The sequence below is a fragment of the Bradyrhizobium sp. CCBAU 65884 genome, assembly GCF_028128835.1.
In the GTDB taxonomy this organism is placed as follows: Bacteria; Pseudomonadota; Alphaproteobacteria; order Rhizobiales; family Xanthobacteraceae; genus Bradyrhizobium; species Bradyrhizobium ottawaense.
Genome location: NZ_LBJU01000103.1, coordinates 60,310 through 82,043, shown reverse-complemented (window position 1 = coordinate 82,043; position 21,734 = coordinate 60,310). Strand labels below are relative to the sequence as shown.

17 protein-coding genes are annotated in these 21,734 nt (G+C 65.4%); 10 read left to right on the top strand and 7 right to left on the bottom strand.

The features are described 5' to 3' along the window. Positions 1 to 70 precede the first annotated feature (70 nt). Positions 71 to 592, bottom strand: a complete 522-nt coding sequence (locus XI03_RS11020) for an REP-associated tyrosine transposase (protein ID WP_271592158.1) — start codon at positions 590 to 592, stop codon at positions 71 to 73. Positions 593 to 728: 136 nt separating this feature from the next. Then, entirely contained in the window at positions 729 to 1,664 is a 936-nt protein-coding gene (locus tag XI03_RS11015; RefSeq protein WP_271592157.1) for a LysR family transcriptional regulator, read from the bottom strand. Positions 1,665 to 1,782: 118 nt separating this feature from the next. On the opposite strand from XI03_RS11015, the gene XI03_RS11010 reads away from it, so the two are divergent. From XI03_RS11010 to wrbA, 3 genes are all read left to right on the top strand, one after another. After that, positions 1,783 to 2,535, top strand: a complete 753-nt coding sequence (locus XI03_RS11010) for an SDR family NAD(P)-dependent oxidoreductase (RefSeq protein ID WP_271592156.1) — start codon at positions 1,783 to 1,785, stop codon at positions 2,533 to 2,535. A 35-nt stretch (positions 2,536 to 2,570) separates the two neighbouring features. Beyond that, complete coding sequence (locus XI03_RS11005) at positions 2,571 to 3,269, top strand: pirin family protein (protein ID WP_271592155.1); 699 nt, start codon at positions 2,571 to 2,573, stop codon at positions 3,267 to 3,269. A 171-nt stretch (positions 3,270 to 3,440) separates the two neighbouring features. Continuing rightward, the gene (gene wrbA, locus XI03_RS11000) at positions 3,441 to 4,040 is read left to right on the top strand and encodes an NAD(P)H:quinone oxidoreductase (protein ID WP_271592154.1); all 600 of its coding nucleotides are present in this window, start codon (positions 3,441 to 3,443) and stop codon (positions 4,038 to 4,040) included. A 61-nt stretch (positions 4,041 to 4,101) separates the two neighbouring features. Here wrbA and XI03_RS10995 read toward each other — a convergent pair whose 3' ends face one another. The 3 genes from XI03_RS10995 to XI03_RS10985 form a co-directional block, all read right to left on the bottom strand. Further along, positions 4,102 to 5,247 carry a GNAT family N-acetyltransferase gene (locus XI03_RS10995; RefSeq protein WP_271592153.1) on the bottom strand — a complete coding sequence of 382 codons (1,146 nt, stop codon included), beginning with the start codon at positions 5,245 to 5,247 and terminating at the stop codon, positions 4,102 to 4,104. A 119-nt stretch (positions 5,248 to 5,366) separates the two neighbouring features. Next, complete coding sequence (locus XI03_RS10990; protein ID WP_442869710.1) at positions 5,367 to 6,716, bottom strand: O-antigen ligase family protein; 1,350 nt, start codon at positions 6,714 to 6,716, stop codon at positions 5,367 to 5,369. Between the two features lie 3 nt (positions 6,717 to 6,719). Beyond that, entirely contained in the window at positions 6,720 to 7,823 is a 1,104-nt protein-coding gene (locus tag XI03_RS10985) for a glycosyltransferase (RefSeq protein ID WP_038974648.1), read from the bottom strand. 247 nt (positions 7,824 to 8,070) lie between these two features. On the opposite strand from XI03_RS10985, the gene XI03_RS10980 reads away from it, so the two are divergent. Next, on the top strand, positions 8,071 to 9,063 hold the full coding sequence (locus XI03_RS10980; protein ID WP_271592152.1) for a glycosyltransferase: 993 nt from the start codon (positions 8,071 to 8,073) through the stop codon (positions 9,061 to 9,063). Positions 9,064 to 9,066: 3 nt separating this feature from the next. On the opposite strand, the gene XI03_RS10975 is transcribed toward XI03_RS10980, so the two are convergent. After that, on the bottom strand, positions 9,067 to 10,095 hold the full coding sequence (locus tag XI03_RS10975) for a glycosyltransferase family 2 protein (protein WP_095424774.1): 1,029 nt from the start codon (positions 10,093 to 10,095) through the stop codon (positions 9,067 to 9,069). A 384-nt stretch (positions 10,096 to 10,479) separates the two neighbouring features. Between XI03_RS10975 and XI03_RS10970 the strand changes: the two genes are divergently transcribed. The 5 genes from XI03_RS10970 to XI03_RS10950 all read left to right on the top strand — a co-directional run bounded on the left by XI03_RS10970 (position 10,480) and on the right by XI03_RS10950 (position 16,278). Further along, complete coding sequence (locus tag XI03_RS10970) at positions 10,480 to 11,280, top strand: class I SAM-dependent methyltransferase (RefSeq protein ID WP_271592151.1); 801 nt, start codon at positions 10,480 to 10,482, stop codon at positions 11,278 to 11,280. 291 nt (positions 11,281 to 11,571) lie between these two features. Beyond that, positions 11,572 to 13,941 carry an exopolysaccharide transport family protein gene (locus tag XI03_RS10965; RefSeq protein WP_271592150.1) on the top strand — a complete coding sequence of 790 codons (2,370 nt, stop codon included), beginning with the start codon at positions 11,572 to 11,574 and terminating at the stop codon, positions 13,939 to 13,941. Then, positions 13,934 to 14,737: a WecB/TagA/CpsF family glycosyltransferase gene (locus XI03_RS10960; protein WP_028140059.1), complete on the top strand. Its 804-nt coding sequence runs from the start codon at positions 13,934 to 13,936 to the stop codon at positions 14,735 to 14,737. The genes XI03_RS10965 and XI03_RS10960 overlap by 8 nt, the downstream gene beginning before the upstream one ends. Positions 14,738 to 14,756: 19 nt before the next feature. Further along, a complete protein-coding gene (galE, locus tag XI03_RS10955) occupies positions 14,757 to 15,749 on the top strand; it encodes a UDP-glucose 4-epimerase GalE (RefSeq protein ID WP_271592149.1) in 993 nt (330 codons plus the stop codon). 187 nt (positions 15,750 to 15,936) lie between these two features. Continuing rightward, positions 15,937 to 16,278, top strand: a complete 342-nt coding sequence (locus XI03_RS10950; RefSeq protein WP_271592148.1) for a hypothetical protein — start codon at positions 15,937 to 15,939, stop codon at positions 16,276 to 16,278. Here the strand turns inward: XI03_RS10950 and XI03_RS10945 are convergent. Then, positions 16,252 to 20,367, bottom strand: a complete 4,116-nt coding sequence (locus XI03_RS10945) for a bifunctional diguanylate cyclase/phosphodiesterase (protein ID WP_271592147.1) — start codon at positions 20,365 to 20,367, stop codon at positions 16,252 to 16,254. The two genes, XI03_RS10950 and XI03_RS10945, sit on opposite strands and share 27 nt — an antisense overlap. A 298-nt stretch (positions 20,368 to 20,665) precedes the next feature. Between XI03_RS10945 and XI03_RS10940 the strand changes: the two genes are divergently transcribed. Then, positions 20,666 to 21,718 (top strand): Ldh family oxidoreductase, encoded by a 1,053-nt coding sequence (locus tag XI03_RS10940; protein WP_271592146.1) that lies wholly within the window; start codon positions 20,666 to 20,668, stop codon positions 21,716 to 21,718. Positions 21,719 to 21,734 lie beyond the last annotated feature (16 nt).

Below are 21,734 nucleotides of genomic sequence, written 5' to 3'. Positions count from 1 at the left end.
TTGCGCAAACGACAGGCTGGCGAGCTGCCGTAGGGTGGGCAAAGGTGCGCTTCGCGCGCCGTGCCCACGGTCACTCCCCGAAATGTCCCGCGACGTCCCGCATATCCCCTCCCCAATCCAAGGGAAGAGTGCCTTGCTCCACGTAGCGATGAAAGCTGCTGAGAGACCAGTCGCGCACTCGAGTGACGAGACCGTGTTTCACGGGATTGAAATGGATGTAATCAACGTGTCGCTCCAAGTCTGCGTCGTCGCGAATTGCGTGCTCCCAGAAGCGCCGCTGCCAGATGCCCTTCTCACGCTTTCTCAGCTTGCTACTTGAAGGTAAGCCGGCCTCTAAGCCACGCGAAAATCCGCCTTTGATCAAATTCCAACGCGATGAAAAATCGGCGTCACCTTCCGGCAGGGCCCAGATCGCGTGGAGGTGGTCGGGCAAGATGCAAATTGCGACCGTCTCGAATGGCCGGCGCTGAAAGACGGTTCGGTAAGTTCGCCTTAGGCGAGCGGATTGATCGACGAGCAGCGTGCTCGACCGGTCGGCGAGCACGACGGTGAAGAAGAACGCGCTGCCCTGCGCGCGCCGATATCGAGACACTTGCGATCCTCTCAGGCGAAGCCGTGGGCACGCTTCGCTTTGCCCACCCTACGCTAGCTTGCGCAAACGATAGACTAGCGAGATCTCGTAGGGTGGGCAAAGGCGCGCTTCGCGCGCCGTGCCCACCAAAGGAGGATCACACCACCTTCGCACCTTTCTTCGTCCGCCGCTTGCAGGTGCCCGGCAACTTGGCCGCGAGGAAATCGCCGAGGGCTTCGACGCGGGCGGGACGCGGGCCGCCGGGCGGCGTCACCAGGTGCACGGCGCCTTCGGCCTGCTTCCAATCCTTCAGGATCACTTCGACGGCGCCCGATGAGATCGCTTCGCCAACGATGAACTCGGGCAGCTCGGCGATGCCGAGGCCCGCAATCAGCGCCGGCATCACGGCTTCGCCGTTGTTGACGCGGAGCTGTCCACCCGGGCGCACGCTGGCCTGCTCGCCGGCGGAATTGGTGTAGTGCCAGATGTTGGGCGTCGACATATAGGCGTAGCTGAAGCATTTGTGCTCGGCCAGATGCATCGGATGCGTCGGCCGGCCGTGCTTCTTCAGATAGGACGGCGCGGCCACGGTGAAGCGCGGCATGGTGAAGAGCCGCCGCGCAAGCAGCGAGGAGTCCGGCAGCCGCGCGATCCGCACCGCCATGTCAAAACCCTCGCCGATCAGGTCGACGGTCGCATCGCTCAAATGCAGATCGACCGAGACTTCCGGATAGGCCTCGAAGAACTCAGGCAGCAGCGGCGCCACCGCCTTGATGCCGAACGTCATGGGCACGGCGAGCCGCACCAGGCCTCGCGGCGCCACCGATTGCGCCAGCGCCTCGTTCTCCGCCGCTTCGCCGTCGGTCAGCAGCCGCGTCGCACGCTCGGCGAGCTTGTGCCCGGCATCGGTCAGCGCAAGCCGGCGTGAGGTGCGGTTGAACAGCCGGGCGCCGAGCCGCTCCTCCAGCCGTGTCACCGCCTTGGACACCGTGGCCTTGGACATGACGAGCTCGCTCGCGGCCCCCGCAAACGACCGTAACTCCACAACTTTCGCAAAGATCGCGAGCGCCTCGAAATCAGGGAGTTTTGCCATCAGGGCCATCCAATCGGGGCATCTATGGAAACAATGCGTTTCAACAGTTTCTATTTCTATACCACAAGCGGAGGCTTATCCAAGGATCAATCGCAAACCTACGCAATGGAGAAATCCAATGACCAAGAAGCTCTCAGGCAAGGTCGCCCTCGTCACCGGCGGTTCGCGCGGCATCGGCGCGGCCTCTGCCCGCGCTCTCGCAGACCAAGGCGCGGATGTCGCCATCAGCTACGTGGCCTCGCCGGACAAGGCGGAAGCCGTCGTCACCGAGTTGAAGGCCAATGGCGTCAGGGCCCGCGCTTTCAGGGCGGACCAGGCTTCCGCCAAGGACGTCACGCAGCTCGTCAACGACGTCGCCAAGGAATTCGGCCATCTCGACATCCTCGTCAACAATGCCGGCGTTGCCACTGGCGGTGCCATCGACGACGCCAATGCCGACACGGATGCCCTCGCCCGCCAGGATCAGGTCAACGTGCATGGCGTGATCGCGGCGATCCGCGCCGCCTCGCAGCTGATGGGTGAAGGCGGCCGCATCGTCACCGTCGGCTCCATGCTCGCCGACCGCGCCTCGTTCCCTGGGCTTGCCGACTACGTCGCCACCAAGGCCGCCGTGGTTGGTTACACCAAGGGCGCGGCACGCGACCTCGGTCCGCGCGGCATCACCGTGAACGTGGTGCAGCCCGGCTCGATCGACACCGACATGAACCCGAAGGATGGCGGCGAGTTCGCCGAGACCCAGCGCAAGCAGCACGCGCTGCAGCGCTTCGGCCGTCCCGAGGAAGTCGCCGCCGGAATCGTTTTCCTCGCAAGCCCGGACGCCTCTTTCGTCACCGGCACTGTGCTCAATGTCGACGGCGGGTTCGGCGCCTGATCGAGGCGCCAACCACCCACACAGGAATTACGCAAATGATCGAACTCAGACCTTTCAATAAGCTCGGCGGCGCCGATCACGGCTGGCTCAAGGCCAGGCATCATTTCTCCTTCGCTGGCCATTACGACCCCAACAACATGGGTCACGGCGCATTGCGGGTGTGGAACGACGACGAGATCGCGCCCAACACCGGCTTTCCCGCCCATCCCCACGCCAACATGGAAATCATCACCTATGTGCGCGAGGGCGCGATCACCCACCAGGACAGCCTCGGCAACGAAGGCCGTACTGAAGCGGGCGACGTGCAGGTGATGAGCGCCGGCAGCGGCATCCGCCACTCCGAGTACAATCTGGAACCGACCAGGACGCGGATCTTCCAGATCTGGATCGAACCGACGCAGCGCGGCGGACAGCCGACCTGGGGCTCGAAGCCGTTTCCGAAAGCGGATCGCTCCGGCAAGCTCGTCACCATCGCGAGCGGCTTCGATGACGATGCGGACGCGCTGCCGATCCGCGCCGATGCGCGGGTGCTCGCCACCACGCTCAAGGCCGGCGAGAGCGCGGAGTACGCGCCGCAGAAGGCGCGGCATCTCTACCTGGTGCCTGCGGCAGGTTCAGTCGAGATCAACGGCGTGCGGGTCAACGCCCGCGACGGCGCCGCGATCCGCGACGAGGACCGGCTGAAGATCACCGCGCTCGAGGACACCGAGCTCGTGCTCGTCGACGCGGCGTAAACGCTCTCGCCGTCATGGCCGGGCATAGCCGTCTGAAGGACGGCGTCGCTTCCGCCAGCCTATGTCCCGGCCATCCACGGCTTCGACGAGCCGAAGATCGTCATGCCCGGGACAAGCCCGGGCATGACGATCCCAACAATCATCCAACTCTTCCCCCCAACGGAGACCACCATGACCAAAGTTCTCGTCCTCTATTATTCCGCCTATGGCCACATCGAAGCGATGGCCAACGCCGTCGCCGAAGGCGCGCGCGAGGCCGGCGCCACCGTCGACGTCAAGCGCGTGCCGGAGCTGGTGCCGGCCGAGGTCGCGAAAGTCTTCTATTACAAGGTCGATCAGGCCGCCCCCGTCGCCAAGATTGAGGATCTCGCCAATTACGATGCGATCATCGTCGGCACCGGCACCCGCTTCGGCCGCATGGCCTCGCAGATGGCGAACTTCCTCGATCAGGCCGGCGGGCTCTGGGCCAAGGGCGCACTGCATGGCAAGGTCGGCGGCGCCTTCACGTCGTCTGCGACCCAGCATGGCGGCCAGGAGACGACGCTGTTCTCGATCATCACCAACCTGCTGCATTTCGGCATGGTCGTGGTCGGCATGAACTACGGCTTTGCCGGCCAGATGAAGCTCGACGAAGTCACCGGCGGCGCACCCTACGGCGCCACCACGATCACCGGCGGCGACGGCAGCCGCCAGCCCAGCGCCAATGAGCTCGCCGGCGCGCGCTATCAGGGCCGCCAGATCGCGGAGACCGCCAGGAAGCTGCACGGCTGAGCTCCATGGCTGAGATGTACGGCTGATGCGGCAGGCGGCATTCCCGTTCGGGAGTGCCGCTTCAGCGTGTTCCCTTGCCCATGGCGCGCGCCGCAAGGGCGGCCGCCGCGGGATGGCGGCGCAGGCCCTGCGCGGCGTGGTCGCGCCATGCGAAAGGAACGCCGCGCCAGGACAGCGCGATGCTGACGTCGGTCAGCGGCACCCTCTCGGCAGCGAAGCGCCGCTTGTAATCCTGGTTGCCGATGCTGAGGTCGAAACGGCGCACGCCCTCCGCATGCAGCGCCGCCATCGTGCGCTCGGCGACGAGCAGCCCCGGCGAGCAGCTCGACCATGAATTGCCGGCGTGGCTGATGCGCAAGAGGTAGTAGGTCGCGCCGGATCTGACGCCGAACGCGGTGGCGACAACACCCTTATCGCAGACGAGCGCCGTGACGACCGCATAACCTTCCGCGACGCCCTGGCGGGCGACCTCGCGGTAAAACCGGGCATGGGCGTCGTCGTTGAGGACGAACCGCGAGCCGAGCTGACGCATGCGCGCCTGCTGCTGGACATCCGTCACGTCAAGGAGCTCATGCGCGCGCGCAACGTCCGCGGCGATCTCGAACCGCGCTCCTTCGTGCCGGCTGAAGACGCGCCAGCAACGCGGCATCTGCATGCGCTTGATCGAGGCCTGGTAGTCCTCATAGTCGTCGCCCAGCAGCACGACATTGCCGTTGAGCGATGAGGATCCGATCCGCCCGAGCGACACCAGCGGATTCGGCTTGCCGCCGACCTGGGCCGGCATCTTCCTCAGGCGAAGCAGGTCGAAGCGATCCGGCAAGGCGCGCAATGCCTCGACCAGTGCCAAGCTGATCGCATCCATCGTCGCCGCGTCCAACGCGGCATCGAGCGCCAGGATCGGCGCGTTGTTGTCGGAGACGCCGAGATCGGCGAATTCGACGATGCGGATGCCGCGCCTGATGTGGCTGACCATCGGCACGACCGCGATGTCCTTGCCGGTGGCGGCATCCGAGATCATCGCGACCAGCGGCGCAAAATCGTGAAACGCCTCATACCATGCATCGAGCCAGTAACCATGCTGGAATGCGGTGCGATGCCCGGCGTTCAGACGCGACGCGGCCTGCCGCCAGTCACGCACGAAATCGACAGCGACGTTCGACGTGCTGGACACGAGGCCATCTGGTTGCTCGACGCTGAGGAACGTCATCTGCGGGACATACGATTACTGAATGTTTCGAGATAGATTATGTTTTGTCGCACATCACAAGAGACGTAGCCGCTCAATCGTTAAGCCGATGCCACCATCGCCCCGGCTGCGACAAGCTGTCAGCGTTCCGGTTCCAGCTGCTCGACGCATTGGAACCTGGCGAGGAAATGCAGGCCCGCCGCCGCGAGCGCGAACATGAACCAGATCGGATTTTGCCGTTCGAGCAGGAAGGTCTCGGTCGCGCCGTAGTACAGGCCGAACAGCCACACGGTCAGGAACAGCTTTGCCAGCGCCCCACTGCGGCTGTGAGCCTGGGCTGACTGGAAATTGCCGAGCGGTGCGAGCACGAACACGAGAATTACGAGCAGCAGCCCCGGCAGACCGATGGTGACCGCGAGGTCGAGATAGCTGTTGTGGCTATGCGCCGCCGACGTCGCCCATTCGGCGCCCTGGGCGGTCTGCCGTGCGGTGACATCATCCCAGAAGGCCGCATAGCCGTGACCGATGATCGGCTTCTCGGCGACGGCCGCGAGCGCGAACTCCCAGATCGCGGAGCGGCCGGTGAAGGTCGGATCGAGCGGCAGCAAGCGCGTCATCGCTCCCAACGCCGGGCTCAAGACACTGCCGACCGTCAGCAGGTTCATCACGATCAGCGGCACGAAGCAGATGATCCGCTTCGGCCACAGGCTTGGCGTCACGTAGACGAGCGAGGCGAGCGCGTAGATCGCAAGGCACAGCACCGACGAGGTCTTGCCGCCGGTGAAGATCAGGAAGACGCCGGCCAGCGCGGCGATCGCCGGTCCCATCACGAACGAGCCGACGGCGGTCAGGTAGATGCCGACATAGACCAGGATGGTCATCACGGGCGAGGCGATGTTCTTATGGCCAAAACTGCCGCGCCAGTCGCCGGCAAGCTGCGGCTCGCCGATATCGAACGCGGTGTGGATCGAATAGTGCGGCGCGAGGAAGACACCGAGATAGCAGAGCGCGAGCAGCACCAGCGCGGCCGTACCCAGGCACAGATTGAAGCTGCGCTGCGTCGGCGGCAGCAAGGGCAGCAGGACGGCGAGCGACGTCACGCTGGCGGCGAGCACGAAGCGCTGGATGGAAACGCCGCGGCTCTCAGAGAGGACGATGTTGATCACCAGCCAGCCCACGAGGCAGAGATGAAGCGGTGTCACCAGGGTCTTCAGCGCGGGCGCATCCGTGGTGGCGACGAACAGCACCGCGACCGCAGCGAGCAGTCCCCAGGAAATATAGGCCAGCGCCATTCGTCCGCCGACGACGGTGGTGACATCGGGATTGCGCAGGTCCGGGAACGGATCGAGCGTCACCAGCACCAGCAGCAGCGACGCGACGGCTACGATGCAACGCGCGGCCTGCACGGCATTCAGCTCCGCCAGGCCGTCGCGGAAGGCGCGGCCCAACGATCGGGCATCGAGGGTGATGTCGGCGGCGCTGCGGTCCATGGTTCAGGACACCTGGTGACGCCGGGGAAGCTCCAGGTCCGGGCTCAATCCCATCGAGCGTCCATCGACCGGGTTAGCGGGGGCCAGCGACGCCGCCGGCTGCCGCACGATGCTCCGCGCGATCTCGTAGTATTGCAGCGCCCGTTGCTCCAGCGTGAGGCTGTCCAGGACATAGCCGCGCGGATCGAACACGCCCGCAGCGCACCCTTCCCAGAAGTCGTCCCACCCCGCCTCGAACCCGGCGACGTCGACGAATTTGGCCCCGCAGCGCTCATCCCAATACGGCACCGACGACACCGGCGCGAACTGCACGCGGTGCGGATAGTAATCGGGGTCTCGCCACGGGCCGCCCGGATCCCAGGCGAATACCGGCACGCCGCAAGACAAGGCCTGCTGATAGGCGATGCCCTGGCTCTCGTTCTGACACAGGAAGATCATCGCGCGCGAGGCCGCCAGCGCCGCCTGATAATCTTCCTCCTTGTAGCTGCCATAGCGCAGCTCCGCGAAGGAGCGCCCCTCTTTTCGCAGGCGGGCGCGGACGGGTTCGATCAACTCCGGCGCAAAACGCTCGCGATCCCAGTGGACCTTGTCGTAGATCAGCACGTCGACGGCCTTCTGCGAGGCCTGCGACGGCGCCCATAGATCGGTGTCGATACCGACCGGCCAGGCCTCCGTCTCGGGCCAGTACGGCCGGTACATGTCCACGTACCAGGGGCCGGGTACCACGACTTTCTTCACCGGCAGCCGCTTGAACAAATCAGGATCGTCGAGCGGATGATTGTGGGCGGCGACGCCGAGCAGGATCGGGTTCTTCCACGCGAACTTGTCGAGCAGGAAGGTGCGGCCGACGATGCAGGCCAGCTCTTCGGGATGCCGCGCGATGTAGCCGTAGTCGTTGACGCGGTAGCGGATGCCGAGCCGGTCGAGCCCCGCACAGAGATTGAGGAACACGCGAAGCTGGCCGCTCATGCGCGGCTCGCCGAGCAGCAAGCGGCGCGCCATGCGCCGCAGATGCCGGTCGCCGGGAAACCAGCGATCGTCCTTGTCCTCATAGAAGAGGTTGAGGATCATCGCATCTGGGTCGTGTTCGAATGTCTTTGCGGGCACTGGATTCCATCCGCGGCAACCGGATGCGCATTCTCGCATGGGACCGGCTGTCACTCTCTTCCAAATTTGCCACAGGCTTAATGCCAGCGGCTTAACGCTAATTGACGAAACCGGCGCCGCGCAGGCCTTCCCGGCAACGATCAGGCTGTAATGCGAGTATCATTCGCTGGGCATGCCCATGCTGCGATCAATCGCATCATCCATTCAGCGCAGTGCGTCCTGGTTAACAGACTCTTAAAGGCGAGCCGTGGCTCAGATCACCGCCGAAGACGTTCTCGATTTGCCGGCCACCACGCGCCTCGTTCCGGCGGGACGCCAGCCCCTGCCGTCGAGCTCGACCTCGTCGGTGTCCGTCGTCATTCCCGCCAAGAACGTTGCGGTCTATGTCGGCGAAACCCTGGCCAGCGCACTGGCGCAGGGCGAGGTGGGCGAAGTGATCGTCGTGGACGACGGCTCGACCGACGACACCACCGCCATCGTCCGCGGCATTCGCGATCCGCGGCTGCGCCTGATGACGAATGATTCCGCCGGCGTGTCGGCAGCGCGCAATCTCGGTGCGCGATATGCCCGCGGCGAATGGCTGCTGTTCCTCGATGCCGACGACCGCCTTCGCCCCGGCGCAGTGGCGGCACTGCTGGAGGCGGCACGTGGGGCTCCGCGGGCGGTGCTCGTCTATGGCGATTACAACACGATCGACAGCGAGGGACACCAGATCGGCCGGCGCGGCCTGCTGAAAGGGCGCCGGAAGCCGTCCGGCGACGTGCTGACGCGGCTCGCCGCCGGCAATTTCATCGTCAATGGCGGCATCGCGCTGGCACGCGCGGAAGCTTTCCGGGCCATCGGCGGTTTCGACACATCGCTGCGCTATTGTGAGGACTGGCACTGCTGGTGTCGCCTCGCCGCAATCGGCGAGTTCGAGTTCGCGCCAAAACTGCTGCTCGATTATCGCCTGCACACCGCCAACACCATGAACGCGGCGGTGCGGACGCCGAAGGACTTCTTCCCTGCCATCGCGAGGGTATTCGACGACGGACTGATCCTGGCGCGCCTGCCCGAGGGCATGGCGACCGGACTGCGCCTCGCCGCCGAACTTCATCTCATCACCTACTCGGCGATGCAGGCGGTTCGCTTCGGCCGATATCGCCAGGCTTTTGGCTATCTCGGAATGGTCGGCCGACGCTCGCTCAAGGCGTTGCCGCGCGCCGCGGCCAGGACCGCCCTCGCCCGTTTCGGCATCTAATCGTCACGACACGATCTTCGAGGCCTCATAGGGCTTCGGCTCGATCCCGAATGCCGCGAGCATCGAGCCGAGCGCGACCATCACCGGATGCATCGCGACGACGGCCTTCGACGACGTCAACAAACCTGCGGACCGAACCAGCGAGAGCGGCAATCGCCCGAGCATCTGCGCGAACACCCGCGCTCGCGCCGCCGCGCCCTGCGCGGCCTTGTACTGCACGCGGTAATTGATCGCGCCGATGCGCAGGCCACGCTTGGCGATCCAGCCGAGGCTGGTGCGGCTTTGCGGCACGGTCTCGGTGATGACGGCCTCCGCCGTCCAGTGGAAGATCATGCCGGCATCACGGCACCGCACGAAGAAATCACAATCGCCGCCGCCGAGGAAATTGAAGCGCAGGTCGAACGCGGGACGGTCGAACCGCTCGAAGGCGGCGCGCGTGATCAGACAATTGCCGCAGCCATAGATCAGCGGCACAGCGCCGGAATAGTCGTAGGCGGGACAAAAGGCGGGATGACGCGAAAGCCACGGCTTGCTGTCATCGTCGAACATCGGCAGCACCGGCCCGCCGACCACGTCGGCGCCAGTCGCCTCCGCGGTACGGACCATCAGCTCGAGCCAGTCGCTTGATGCGATCTCGTCGTCATCGATCATCAGGAAGCGGGTTGCGGCAGGAAACAGCGCCTGCGCCGTCTCGAACGCAGCATTGATGGCCTGGCAATTGCCCTGCCGCTTCTCGACGAGGCAGACGCCCTGCAGCCTGCCGGCGGCCAGAAACTCCGCGGCAACCGGCGCGCTCTCGCGCTGCGTGGCATCGTTCTCGACCATGACGACGGCAAAGGACCGCGGGGTCCGCTGGCTCGCCAGCGACTCCAGCGTCAGCCGCAGGTGCTGCGGACGGCGAAAGCAGGGAATGCAGACGACGATACCGACCGACAGGTCGATGACCCCGGAGCTCGCCGCGATCTCCCGGTTGGGATCGCGCACGGCATCCGAGATACGCGTGGCAGACAGGTCTGTCGGGATCAATGTCATGACGTTCTAGATGTCCGAGATATATTGAAAAAGCCCTGCTTCATTCGTACGTCCCGCGACGGCACATCGTCGCGGGACAGATGCGTCCCAAAACGAGCGGCCAGTTGATGGCGCCTCACGCCAGTCTCCCGACGGTCCCAAGACAACATCATGCGTTTAACCGCTTTCGTCTGTTTCTCCCGCGAAATCATGCGCATGTGGTACTGCAATTCGCGGTCCATGCGCCGGCGAAGACCCAACATGAACAATGCCGTAGTTAATGCGCATGCGCATTAACCCGACCGTAAGCACTGCGACCGGTGAGACGGCGCGGCATCGGATTTGCTCTTCGGGCTCGCGATATTTTTCCTGTAAATTTGAATAGAACAAGCGCGGTCAGAAAATATGAACAAGCCAGCCACGATCGATTTTGCGCGAGCCACGGCGATCCAGATTCCTGCGGCCGCGGCCCCCGTCCAGGCGCTTCACGATCTCGTCCCCGGCGAAGCCCGCGACAGCCTGCTCGCCGTTCACGACGTGCTGCGCCGTGAACTGCCACAAGGCCAGCTCGCCATCTATGAAGCCGGCGGCGGCTCGTGCAGCGTCCTGCCGCCGGAATTGCCTGGACGCAGCAAGGTCACCGTCGTCGACATCGACGAGGACCAGCTCCGCAACAACACCTACGCGGATGAGGCGATCCTCGGCGACGTGCAGACCTATCGCTTCGGACGCGAGACCTTCGATCTCGTGATCTGCTACAACGTGATCGAGCATCTGCCCCATGTCGACGCCGCGCTCCTGAACTTCCGCGATGCGCTCAAGCGCGGCGGGCTGATCCTGATCGGCGCGCCCAATCCCCGCTCGCTCTCCGGAATCGTCACCAAATACTCGCCGCACTGGTTTCACGTCTGGTTCTACCGGCACATCCGCGGCATCAAGGATGCCGGCATGCCCGGTGAGCCGCCATTCCCGACCTTCTTCCATCCGCTGGTGACGCTGCCCCGGCTCGAAGCCTTCGCGGCTGCCAACGGCCTTGAGATGATCTACCGCCGCGAGGTCGAAAGTCCGCGCTATCCCGAGATGCGCCGGCGCAAGCCGCTGTTCGCGGCGCTCGTGGACGCCGGCGCGGCCGTGCTGAATACCATGCTTTCGCGTGGGACCGACGTCCGTCGCGGCGACTATCACGTCATCCTGCGGAAAAGCTGACGGTCATGGCGCGCGCGCGGCTCATTGCAGAACAAGCCGAGCCTCGCGGCCAAGCCGTGCGCGGTAACGAACTGTTAATCTCAAGGGAGCCCCGGCATCGCTGGCGTCACGAGGACGCACTGCGGAGTGGCATGCGCTTAAACGCTTTGTTTGCCATTTCGGTGAATAGTCCCTCAATGAGTATGGTTAATTTTCCCTGTTGCGTTGATTGGGCACCTATATCCCGGGTGCATGGCGTAGAGCGAAGAGTAGCCCCTCAGCCTGCGGCAGTTGGAATGAAAGCTGGGGATCATGCTTGACTATAACCAGCCGATAGATCGGGCCGGACCGGAGTCGCCGCAACAACGGCCCCAGGCCGGCTTCAACGTGCTGGAGCTCGCCAATCTGCTCTGGCGGCGCAAGGTCGCGATTGCCGCGGCTGCCCTGCTCGGCGCAACTCTTGCCGTTACCGTGGGCAAGAGCCTGACGCCCCGCTACACCGCCACCGCCCAGCTCTATGTCGATCCGCGCGAGCTTCAGCTCGTCGATCGTGAGCTCACGCCGCGCGCGCAGGACGTCTCCGGCATGTCCATGGTGGTGGAGAGCCAGGCGCGGCTGATCACCTCCAACAGCGTGCTGCTCAAGGTGATCCAGCAGGCGGGTCTCGACAAGGACGCGGAATTCGGCGGCGGCAGCGACGGCCAGAGCCTGACGTCGTCGCTGCTCGGCCTGATCGGCCTGCAGCCCCGCGCTCCCTCCGCGGCGGACAACAAGGAAGTGCAACTTGCGGCGCTCGAGGCGCTGAACCGGCACATCACGATCCGCAAGACCGAGAAGAGCTTCATCGTCGACATCGAGGTCTGGTCGACGGATCCGGCGAAAGCGGCGATGCTCGCCAACACGCTGACCAATGCCTACCTCACCGAATCCCGCAACTCACAGGCTTCGGCCGCACGGCGCGCCACCAACGATCTCTCCGGCCGCCTCAAGGAGCTGCGCGAGCGGCTGCGCAACGCCGAGACCGCGCTCGCGACCTACAAGGCCCAGAACAATTTCGTCGGCACTCAGGATGCACTGATCAGCGATCAGCAGCTTTCCGCCAGCAACCAGCGGCTTTCCGCAGCCCGCGCGGCGACGATGGATGCGCAGGCGCGGCTCGATCAGATCGAGGCGAGCCGCCGTACCGCTGCCGATGCCGGCGCGATCCCGGAAGCGCTGCAATCGCCGACGATCGCGAATTTGCGCGCGCAATATGCCGATGCCCGCAAGAAATATGCTGAGCAGGCCGGCGAGCTCGGGCCGCGCCATCCGGCGCTGCGCCAGACCGAGAAGCAGGTCGAGGATCTCAAGCGCACCATCAGCGAGGAGATCGATCGCTTCGCCCAGTCGGCCAAGAACGATCTGACGCGCGCCCGCGACTATGAGGCCTCGCTGAACCGGGCCATGGAAGCGCAGAAGCGGCAGAGCGTGCAGCTCAGCCAGGCCGCCGTCCGCCTCCGCGAACTCGAGCGCGAGGCCGATGCCAGCCGCGACGTCTATCAATCCTTCCTCAAGCGCTCGCGCGAGACCGAGGAGCAGGAGACGCTGAACACCTCGGCGGCCCGCGTCATCGGCGAAGCGACGGTGCCGCAGCGGCGCTCGTTCCCGCCCGCCATGAGCCTGTTCGCCATGATCGGCTTCGTCTTCGGCGCGCTCGCGGCGTCAAGCTGGTTCGCCGCGGTCGAACTCCTGCTCGTCGGCGCACCGGCGCCCGCACCGGCCCGCCGTGAGCGCAAGCCGGCACCGGAGAGAACGCGCCCTCCCGAGGCTTTGCCGGCTCCGGAAGCTCCGCAGCCTCCGCAGGTCTCGCGACCTCAGGAAGTGGCGCAGGCCCTGCCCGAACTTGCCGCGCCATCGCTGCAGCCTGCGATGGTCGAAAAGCCCCTGATCGAAAAGCCGCTGATCGCGCGCCTCCAGGAGGCCGACGTCATCCACACGCTCGGAGCCATTCTCGCCACCGGCGGCGGCGTCGACCTCACCCGGCTGGGCTGGCCGACGTTGCGGCCCGGCTTTCCCCTGACGAAACTGCTCAACGCCTGGCGCGATATGCGAGCTGCCGTGGCCCGGCGCGCCGGCGACAAGACGATGCCGGTCATCGCGCTGGTCGGCGCCGGCGACACCACCGGACGCAGCGTGATCGCGCTGAATTTCGCGCTCGCGGCGGCGCGCGACGGCGCCCGCGTGCTGATGATCGATGCCGACCATCAGGCCCACGCGCTCTCGAACAAGGTCAGCCGCCCCGGCAAGAGCGAGCCGAGCAGGCTCGGCTGGCTCTCGATCGGCAGCAAGGCCGCACGCGAGATCAAGACGGTCAACGGCATCTCGGTGCTGCCGGCCGGCGAGGGTGATGCCGGCAAGGCTGCCGACGCGATCCGCAAGGCGATTGCGCAGGCGCGCGCCGCAGGCGGCTATGACCTCGTGATCCTTGACGGCCCCGCGATGCCGCTCTCGGCCGGCGGCCGCAAGCTGCTCGAGGACACCGACGCGCTGGTGGCGGTGCTGCCAACCAGCCTCGACATCAACGACAGCCTGGAAGAGATCCTGACCGCGCTGGGCCGCGCCGAGCGCAAGCTCGTCGGCGTCGTGCTGGACGAACTCACCCCTGCAATCCAAACGCGCCAGCGAGGCAGACAATATGCTTGAGCGTCGCGTCAACCTCGACGGACGGGCAGCAACGGCCGACGTGCCGCGAATCACCGTCGGCGGGCTCCGCATGGCCGCGATCGATCTGGAAGCGACCGCCGATTTCATGATCGAGGCGACCGATCCCGACAATCGCATCGGCCGCCCGTTATTCCTGACATCGGCCAATGGCGAGGTGCTGGCGCGCTGCTCGACGGAACCGCAGACCGAGCGCCTGTTCCGCGCCGCCGACCTGATCAATGCCGACGGCCAGCCGCTGGTGGCGGCCTCGAGGCTGCAATCCTGGTTTCCCCTGCCCGAGCGCGTCGCGACCACGGACCTGTTCCACGTCGTCGCGCGCAAGGCGGAGGCGGTCGGCCGCACCTTCTACATGTTCGGCGCCAGCGAGGCCGAAAACATCGTGGCCGTCGAGAACGTCCAGAAGCTGTATCCGGACCTCAAGATCATCGGGCGCAGCCATGGCTATCTGCGAGGCGAGGCGCTGCGCGCCAAGGTCGAGGAGATCAATGCGCTTGCGCCGGACTATCTGTGGGTCGCGCTCGGCGTGCCCAACGAGCAGGCATTCGTGGAAGAGTTCACGCCGTACCTCACCAATGTTGGCGTTATCAAGACATCGGGCGGCCTGTTCAACTTTTTGTCGGGCAGCCGTTCCCGCGCGCCGCAATGGATGCAGAAGGTCGGACTCGAATGGGCGTGGCGCACCTTGCTCGAGCCGCGCCGCCTGTTCTGGCGCTATTTGACCACCAACCCCCGCGCGCTCTATCTTCTCTTCAGCCGCAACCGACCACTCCGCTAAGAGAAGAGCATAAGACGATATGACCGACCGACCGACTGTCCTCGTCACTGGGGGCGCGGGCTACATTGGCTCGCATGCCTGCCGCGCATTGACCGCCGCCGGCTACCAGCCCGTCGTTTATGACAATCTCTCGACAGGTCATCGCAGCTTCGTTGCCGGCCCCCTGGTGACGGGCGATCTGCTCGACGGCACGGCGCTGGCACGCGCCTTCGCCGACCACAAGATCACGGCGGTGATGCATTTCGCGGCGGCCAGCCTGGTCGGCGAGTCCATGACCGATCCGCAGAAATACTACATCAACAACGTTCAGGGCACGCTGTCGCTGCTGCAGGCGATGCGCAACGCAGGCTGCCATCGCATCGTGTTCTCCTCGACCGGCGCCGTCTACGGCAATGCCGATTCCAAGGAGCTGCCGGAAGACTTTCCCTGCGTTCCGATCAACCCCTATGGCGCGTCAAAATGGATGATCGAGCGGATGCTCGCCGATTACCGCTCGGCCTACGGCTTCGGCGCGTTCTGCCTGCGCTATTTCAACGCCAGCGGCGCCGATCCGGCCGGCGGCATCGGCGAGCTGCGCGACAATGAAACCCATCTCATTCCCCGGGCCATGATGGCGCTGCAGGGCCATGTCGACTTCGCGGTGTTCGGCGACGACTACGACACGCCCGACGGGAGTGCGATCCGCGACTACATCCACGTCACCGACCTCGCCGCGGCGCATGTCGCGGCCCTGAAGCTGCTGGAAGACGGACATGCCGGCGGCAGCTTCAATCTCGGCACCGGCTCCGGCTTTTCCGTGCGCGAGATCCTGAACGCGATCAGGCAGGAGACCGGCCGCGAGGTGCCGCATACCATCAAGCCGCGCCGCGCCGGCGATCCGACCTATCTGGTTGCGGATCCCTCCGCTGCGCGAAAGGTGCTGAACTTTGTGCCTGGCCATTCCGACCTGGCGACGGTCATCCGCACCGCCTGGGCCTGGCACCAGAAGGCGCATCCGTTCAGACAGCGTTAGGCAATCGGGGCGCCCGCGCCTTGCTCAGCGGTGGCGTGAACGGCTAGACTGGGCCTTCGCTGCCGGCGACGATGCCGGCATGCCTGGCTCGTCCGAATGCGCGAGCCGATTTTTCCGAGCGTCAGGTCACGATCATTTCGGCGCGAAGGCCCGTCATCGGTCGCGGATCCCTGGGAGCATGGAACGAATGCATCAGGCCGCACGCCTGGAGTTCGAGCGCGTGATGGAGGAGTTTGCCCGCTGGCACATTGTGCCCGCGGACGAGCGCTCGCCTGCGCCCGCCTGGTGGTGGGGACCCGCGATGGCAGTGTTCGATGACCGGGAGGCGATGAGCTGCGCATGGTGCGCCGAACTCGGTTTGAACGAGGGCGCGAGCTTCGCCGATGGCGCGCACACGATTCTCGCGCTGTTCGTCGAACAGACATCGCTGACGGGACCGCAGGATTTTCCGAGCAAGGCCGAGGGTGGGGAACACGACGCCCGCGCGCTGCACCCGCAGCCGTCAGACGACAGCGCGTTTCAGCCGTGACGCTGCAGTTTCCATGGCGGCAACGTCCGGCTCCGGCTGGAGCGGCGGGGCGATAGGCAGGACCATCGGCCGCAACAGCGCGGCCATCTGCTTGGCTGGCAGCGGCTTCGAGATCAGGAAGCCCTGCATCTCGTCGCAGCCATGGGTGCGCAGGAATGCCTCCTGCTCGGCGTTCTCGACGCCTTCGGCGACGACGGTCATGCCGAGCGCCTTGCCCATGCTGATGATGGCCTGCGCGATCGCCTGGTCTTCCGAATCCTGCGGCAGGTCCCGTACGAAGGAGCGGTCGATCTTGATCGTGTCGATCGGGAAGTGCTTCATCAGCGACATCGACGAATAGCCGGTGCCGAAATCGTCGATGGCGAGGCGGATGCCGCGGCTCTGGATGGCATCGAGCACCTTGAGCGCGCGGCCGACATTGCGCATCATCATGCTCTCGGTGACCTCGAGCTGGAGCAGCACCGGCGACATGCCGCTGGCCGCCAGCGCCTCGTCGACGTCCTGCAACAGATGCTCGTCGGCGAACTGCCGCGGCGACAGGTTGACCGCCATCGACAACGGCAACAGGCCGCGGCGCTGCCAGGCCATGGCCTGCGCGCAGGCTTCCCTCAGCACCCAGCGGCCGATCGGCACGATCAGGCCGGTCTCCTCCGCAAGCGGGATGAACTGAGCCGGCGAGATGTTGCCGAGATCGGGATGCGCCCAGCGCAGCAGCGCTTCCACGCCGGTGATCTGGCCGGTCGCCATGTCGACCTTGGGCTGGTAGTTCAGCGAGAACTGCTCGCGCTCCAGCGCGCGGCGCAGCGCGCTCTCCAGCGACAGCCGCTCGATCGACTGCGTCGTCACTTCCTTGGAGAAAAAGCGGTAGCCGTTCTTGCCGTCCTCCTTGGCGAGATACATCGCCATGTCGGCGTTCTTGGTCAGGGTCTGCGCATCGGAGCCGTTGGCCGGATACATCGCGATACCGATCGAGGCCGTGGTGTGGCACTCGTGTCCGGCCAGCTCCATGGGCTCGGCGAGTGCAGCGAGCAGCCCGGTCGCGATGCGCTGGACGTCGTCGATCTCCCCGCACTGGTCGAGGATCACCACGAACTCGTCGCCGCCGAGGCGCGCCACGACGTCGCTTTCCCGCAGCGCGCCGCGCAAGCGATTTGCCACTTCGAGCAGGAGCAGGTCGCCGGCCTCATGGCCGAGCGAATCGTTGATGACCTTGAAGCGGTCGAGATCGATGAACAGCACCGCGAAACGGTGATCGTGGCGCTCCGCCGTTTCGATCGCCTCGCGCAAGAGCCCGTTGAAGGTCTCGCGATTCGGAAGGTCGGTCAGGCTGTCATGCGAGGCGAGGTACTCGATCCGCTCGTCCGCCTCGTTCTTCTCGTCGGCGCGATCGAAATTCTCCATCGCAAAGGATACGTTGTCGGCCAGACGCTGCAACAGCTCGACGAACTCGACCGTGAAGGTAGCCGGCTCGGTCGACATGTAGATCATGACGCCGACGGCCTGGTCGTGCACGATGAGCGGAAACGCTGCGCCCGATCGCGCCCCGTCGCCGCGGACAACGGCGTGGAATGCGCTGACGCGATCGTCGTTGAGATAATCGTTGCTGATGCAGGGCTGGCGCGTGCGGAACGCCGTGCCGCTCATCCCGCGTCCTTCGGGACGCTCGGGGTCGATGGAGAGGCGAACGTTGCGCGTGGTGTCGGAAGATGGCCCGGCGCTCGCCACGATCTCCAGCTGGTCGCTGTCGGCCCTGGCCAGCGCGATCGTGGTCGAGGTGAACTTGGCGCCGTTCGATGCGGCAAGGCAGACGAGCTCGAACAGCTCGGCGCGCGACTTCGCCCGCATGATCGCTTCGTTGGTCGCGCTCAGAGCCGCGAACATGCGCGTCAGGCGCTCCTTCTGGGCATCGGTCCGGACCTTCTCCTCGGCGCGGTCGAAATTGTCGAGCGCGAAGGAGACGTTCTCGGCAAGGCGCCCGAGCAGTTCGACCAGATCGGGCGTGAATGTGTCCTCCTCGGGCGCGAGGAAAAGCAGGATGCCGATCGGCTCCTGGCCCGCCTTTAGAAGCGGGAAGCTGGCGGCGGCCCGCGTTCCGTCCTCGATCGCCTTCGCCCGCCAATATGCCGACCGCGGCTCGTTCAGATAGTCGTTCATGACGCTGGGCCGGCGGGTCCGGAGCGAGGTGCCGATGATCCCCTCGCCTTCGGGATGGTCGACGGAAATGCTGCAGGTCCGTCCAACCATTTGCTGCTGCAGTCGCCCCTTCACCGCGACGACGCGAACGAGCTCGTTTTCCGCGTCGATGATCCCGATCGTTGCCGACGCGAACACGTCGCCGAGAATAGCTGCCTGGCACGCGGCCTCGAACAGGTCCTCGCGCGACTTGGCGCGCATGATCGCTTCATTGGTTGCGCTGAGCGCTTCGAACATTCCGCTCAGGCGATTGCGCTGCTTGTCCACCTGCGCCTTCTCCTCGGCGCGATCGAAGCCTTCCAGCGCGAAGGCGACGTTGGCCTGGAGCTTGCGCAGCAATTCGACGAATTCGGGTGTGAACGTGCCGCACTCCGGAGAGTTGAACAGGAACACGCCTTCGACCCGGTCGCCGTTGAAGAGCGGCAACGCCGCGGAGGACGCGATCCCGTTGCGGCGGGCGCTGGCGTGCCACGGCGCGATGCGCTCGTCGGCGAGCACGTCGTTGCTGACGGCGGGCTGGCGCGTGCGGAACGCGATGCCGGTCAATCCGCGCCCTTCCGGCACCTCCTCGGAGATCGAGAATTTGAAGTTGCGAACCTGATCGGCGTTAGGTCCGTAACAGGCGACGACGCGCAGCAGCCCGGCGTGAGGGTCGACCAGTGCGATGTTGGCCGAAGTGAACTTGGCGCCCTTCGCCGTCGCCTCGCAAACGAGGTCGAACAGATCGGCGCGCGACCGCGCCCGCAGGATCGCCTCGTTGGTGGCGCTTAGCGCCGCATACATGCGTGCCAGCCGTTCCTCTTCGGCGGCGATTTTGGCCTTCTCGGACTCGCGGCCAAAATTATCGATCGCGAACGAGACGTTCTCCGCCATACGCAGCAGGAGCGCGACGATCTCCTCGTCCTTGGCCCAGGAGCGGCTGATGAAGAACAAGAGCACGCCGACACTTTCACCGTGCCTGATCAGCGGCGCGACCACGCAGGCGGCAACGCCAGTGTTGACGTTGGCCTGCTCCCACGGCGAGCCTCTGGTGCGGCTGGCGAGATCGTCCTCGACGATGGCCTTCTGCGTCCGGAACACCTCGCCGGATATTCCCTTGCCGTAGGGATTCTCCGGATCGATCGAATAGCGCGCCTGGGTGATCAGTGCGAGGTTCTGGCCGGTGGACGCGACCGGACTCATCCAATGCGAATCCGGTTCGCGGAGCAACACGATCGTCGCCAGCGATTTGCCCCCGTGAACGGAGGCGTCACACACGAGCTGATAAAGCTCCTGCTCGGTTTTGGCGCGCAGGATGGCTTCGTTGGTGGCGCTGATGGCGCCGAACATGCGGTTGAGCCGCCGCGTCGCCCGTTCGCTGGTCTGCCGCGCGGTTTCGCGCGCGAAATTGTCCAGCGCATAGGAAATGTTGGCCGACATGCGCCCGAACAGCGACACCATCTGCTCGTTCAGCGAGCCGGCTTCGCGGCGGGTCACGTAGAGCACGCCGACACTCTTGCCGTTGCAGAGCAGCGGCAGCGCCGCAGCCGCGCCAATGGCGGCCGAAGCGGCACCCGCGCGCCACGCCAGCGAACGGGGGTCGTTCAGATAATCGTTGCTGACGCACAGCTTCTGATCTCGAAATGCCTCGCCGCCGACGCCCGAGCCTTCGGGTGTGCCGGCAACCGTCGTGATCTCGATCGAGCGCAGCCGCGCAACGTCGTCGCCACAGCCGGCCGCAAAATGGAGTCGCCGGTCGTCCGGTCCGACCAGAAACACGGCGACAGCCAAGAAATCCCCGCTCGAAAACCCGGCGTCGCAGACCTTCTGGTACAGCTCGTCCGGCGATTTCGCATAGAGAATCGCTTCGTTGATGGCGCTCAACGCCGCAAAGGTGCGCGCGAGTGTCGTCGGCACGATCTCAGCTCCCGGGCATTTCTGCCTATTTCTCCCGGGTGCCTTTATGAGGGGCCATCGCCTAAGTGGTCGTTATTGCGCGCTGCAAACAATCGATCAAAGTGAACGAGCTGCGAACGACCCGGGGTAAACTATCGAAAATACCGCCGCACGGGACGAATCCTCAGCAAGAGGCGCGATCTCTTTACGAATTTGCCGCCCTGTATTGGTTTACGGGAGATTGATATCACAGCCGCGCTTTGAGACGATGGCCTCCAACAATCAGTGCCCGCCAAGGGCAAAGACCCCGGGGAACGCCATGCCGATCGTCACGGCCGATCGCCTCACGCGCGTCAGCGCTGCCCTGCTCCGCGCCGCCGGAGCCTCCGAGGAAGAAGCCGACGCCGTCGCGATCGGCTGCGTCAACGCCAATCTCGCCGGCCATGATTCCCACGGCGTGATCGCCGTTCCCACCTATATCGACCGCATCAAGGCCGGCCACATCGTTCCCGGCGCCAAATGGACCGTCGTCCAGGAATCGCCGACCACGACCGTGATCGACGGCCATTGGGGCTTTGGTTTCCACGTCAACGCCAAGGCGATGGCGCTGACGATCGAGAAGGCAAGGACGGCGAATGTCGCTGCCTGCACCGTGTTCCGGCAAAGCCATGTCGGCCGCCTCGCCGCCTACCCCCTGATGGCGATGCGCGCAGGCATGATCGGGATTGCCACGGCGGATTCCGGCCGCTCGCCGAAACACGTCGCCCCGTTTGGAGGCAAGGAGGCGCGGCTCGGCACCAACCCGATCTCGATCGCCGTGCCGTCCGATCTCGATGCGCCGTTCTATCTGGATATGGCGACTTCGGCGGTGGCGGCCGGCAAGATCCAGCTCGCGGTCGCCCGCAGCGAGGAGATTCCGACGGGCTGGATCATCGATGCCGAGGGACGGCACACCACCGATCCGACCCAATACCGCAAGGGCGGCGCGCTGCTGCCACTCGGCGGCACCGAGGGCTACAAGGGCAGCGGCCTCGCCGCCATGGTCGAGGTGCTGTGCGGCCTGCTCACCGGCCTCGGCTTCGGCGTCGAGCCTACGGGGCGGCACAATGACGGATGCTTCATGGCGGTGTTCAATGTCGCCGCATTCCGCCCGCTGCAGGAGTTCAAACGCGAGGTCGCCGAGTTCGCGCGCTATCTGAAATCGACGCCGCCGTCCGAGGGCAGCAAAGGCGTCTACTATCCCGGCGAGATCGAGGGCCTGCGCGAGCAGCAGCGTCTGCGCGACGGCATCGAGATCGAGGATGCCACCTGGGAAAAGCTGCGCGCGCTGGCGCGGGAATACCGGCTCGACACCGTCCTCGGTCTGGCCTGACGGCATCAGGAGAACA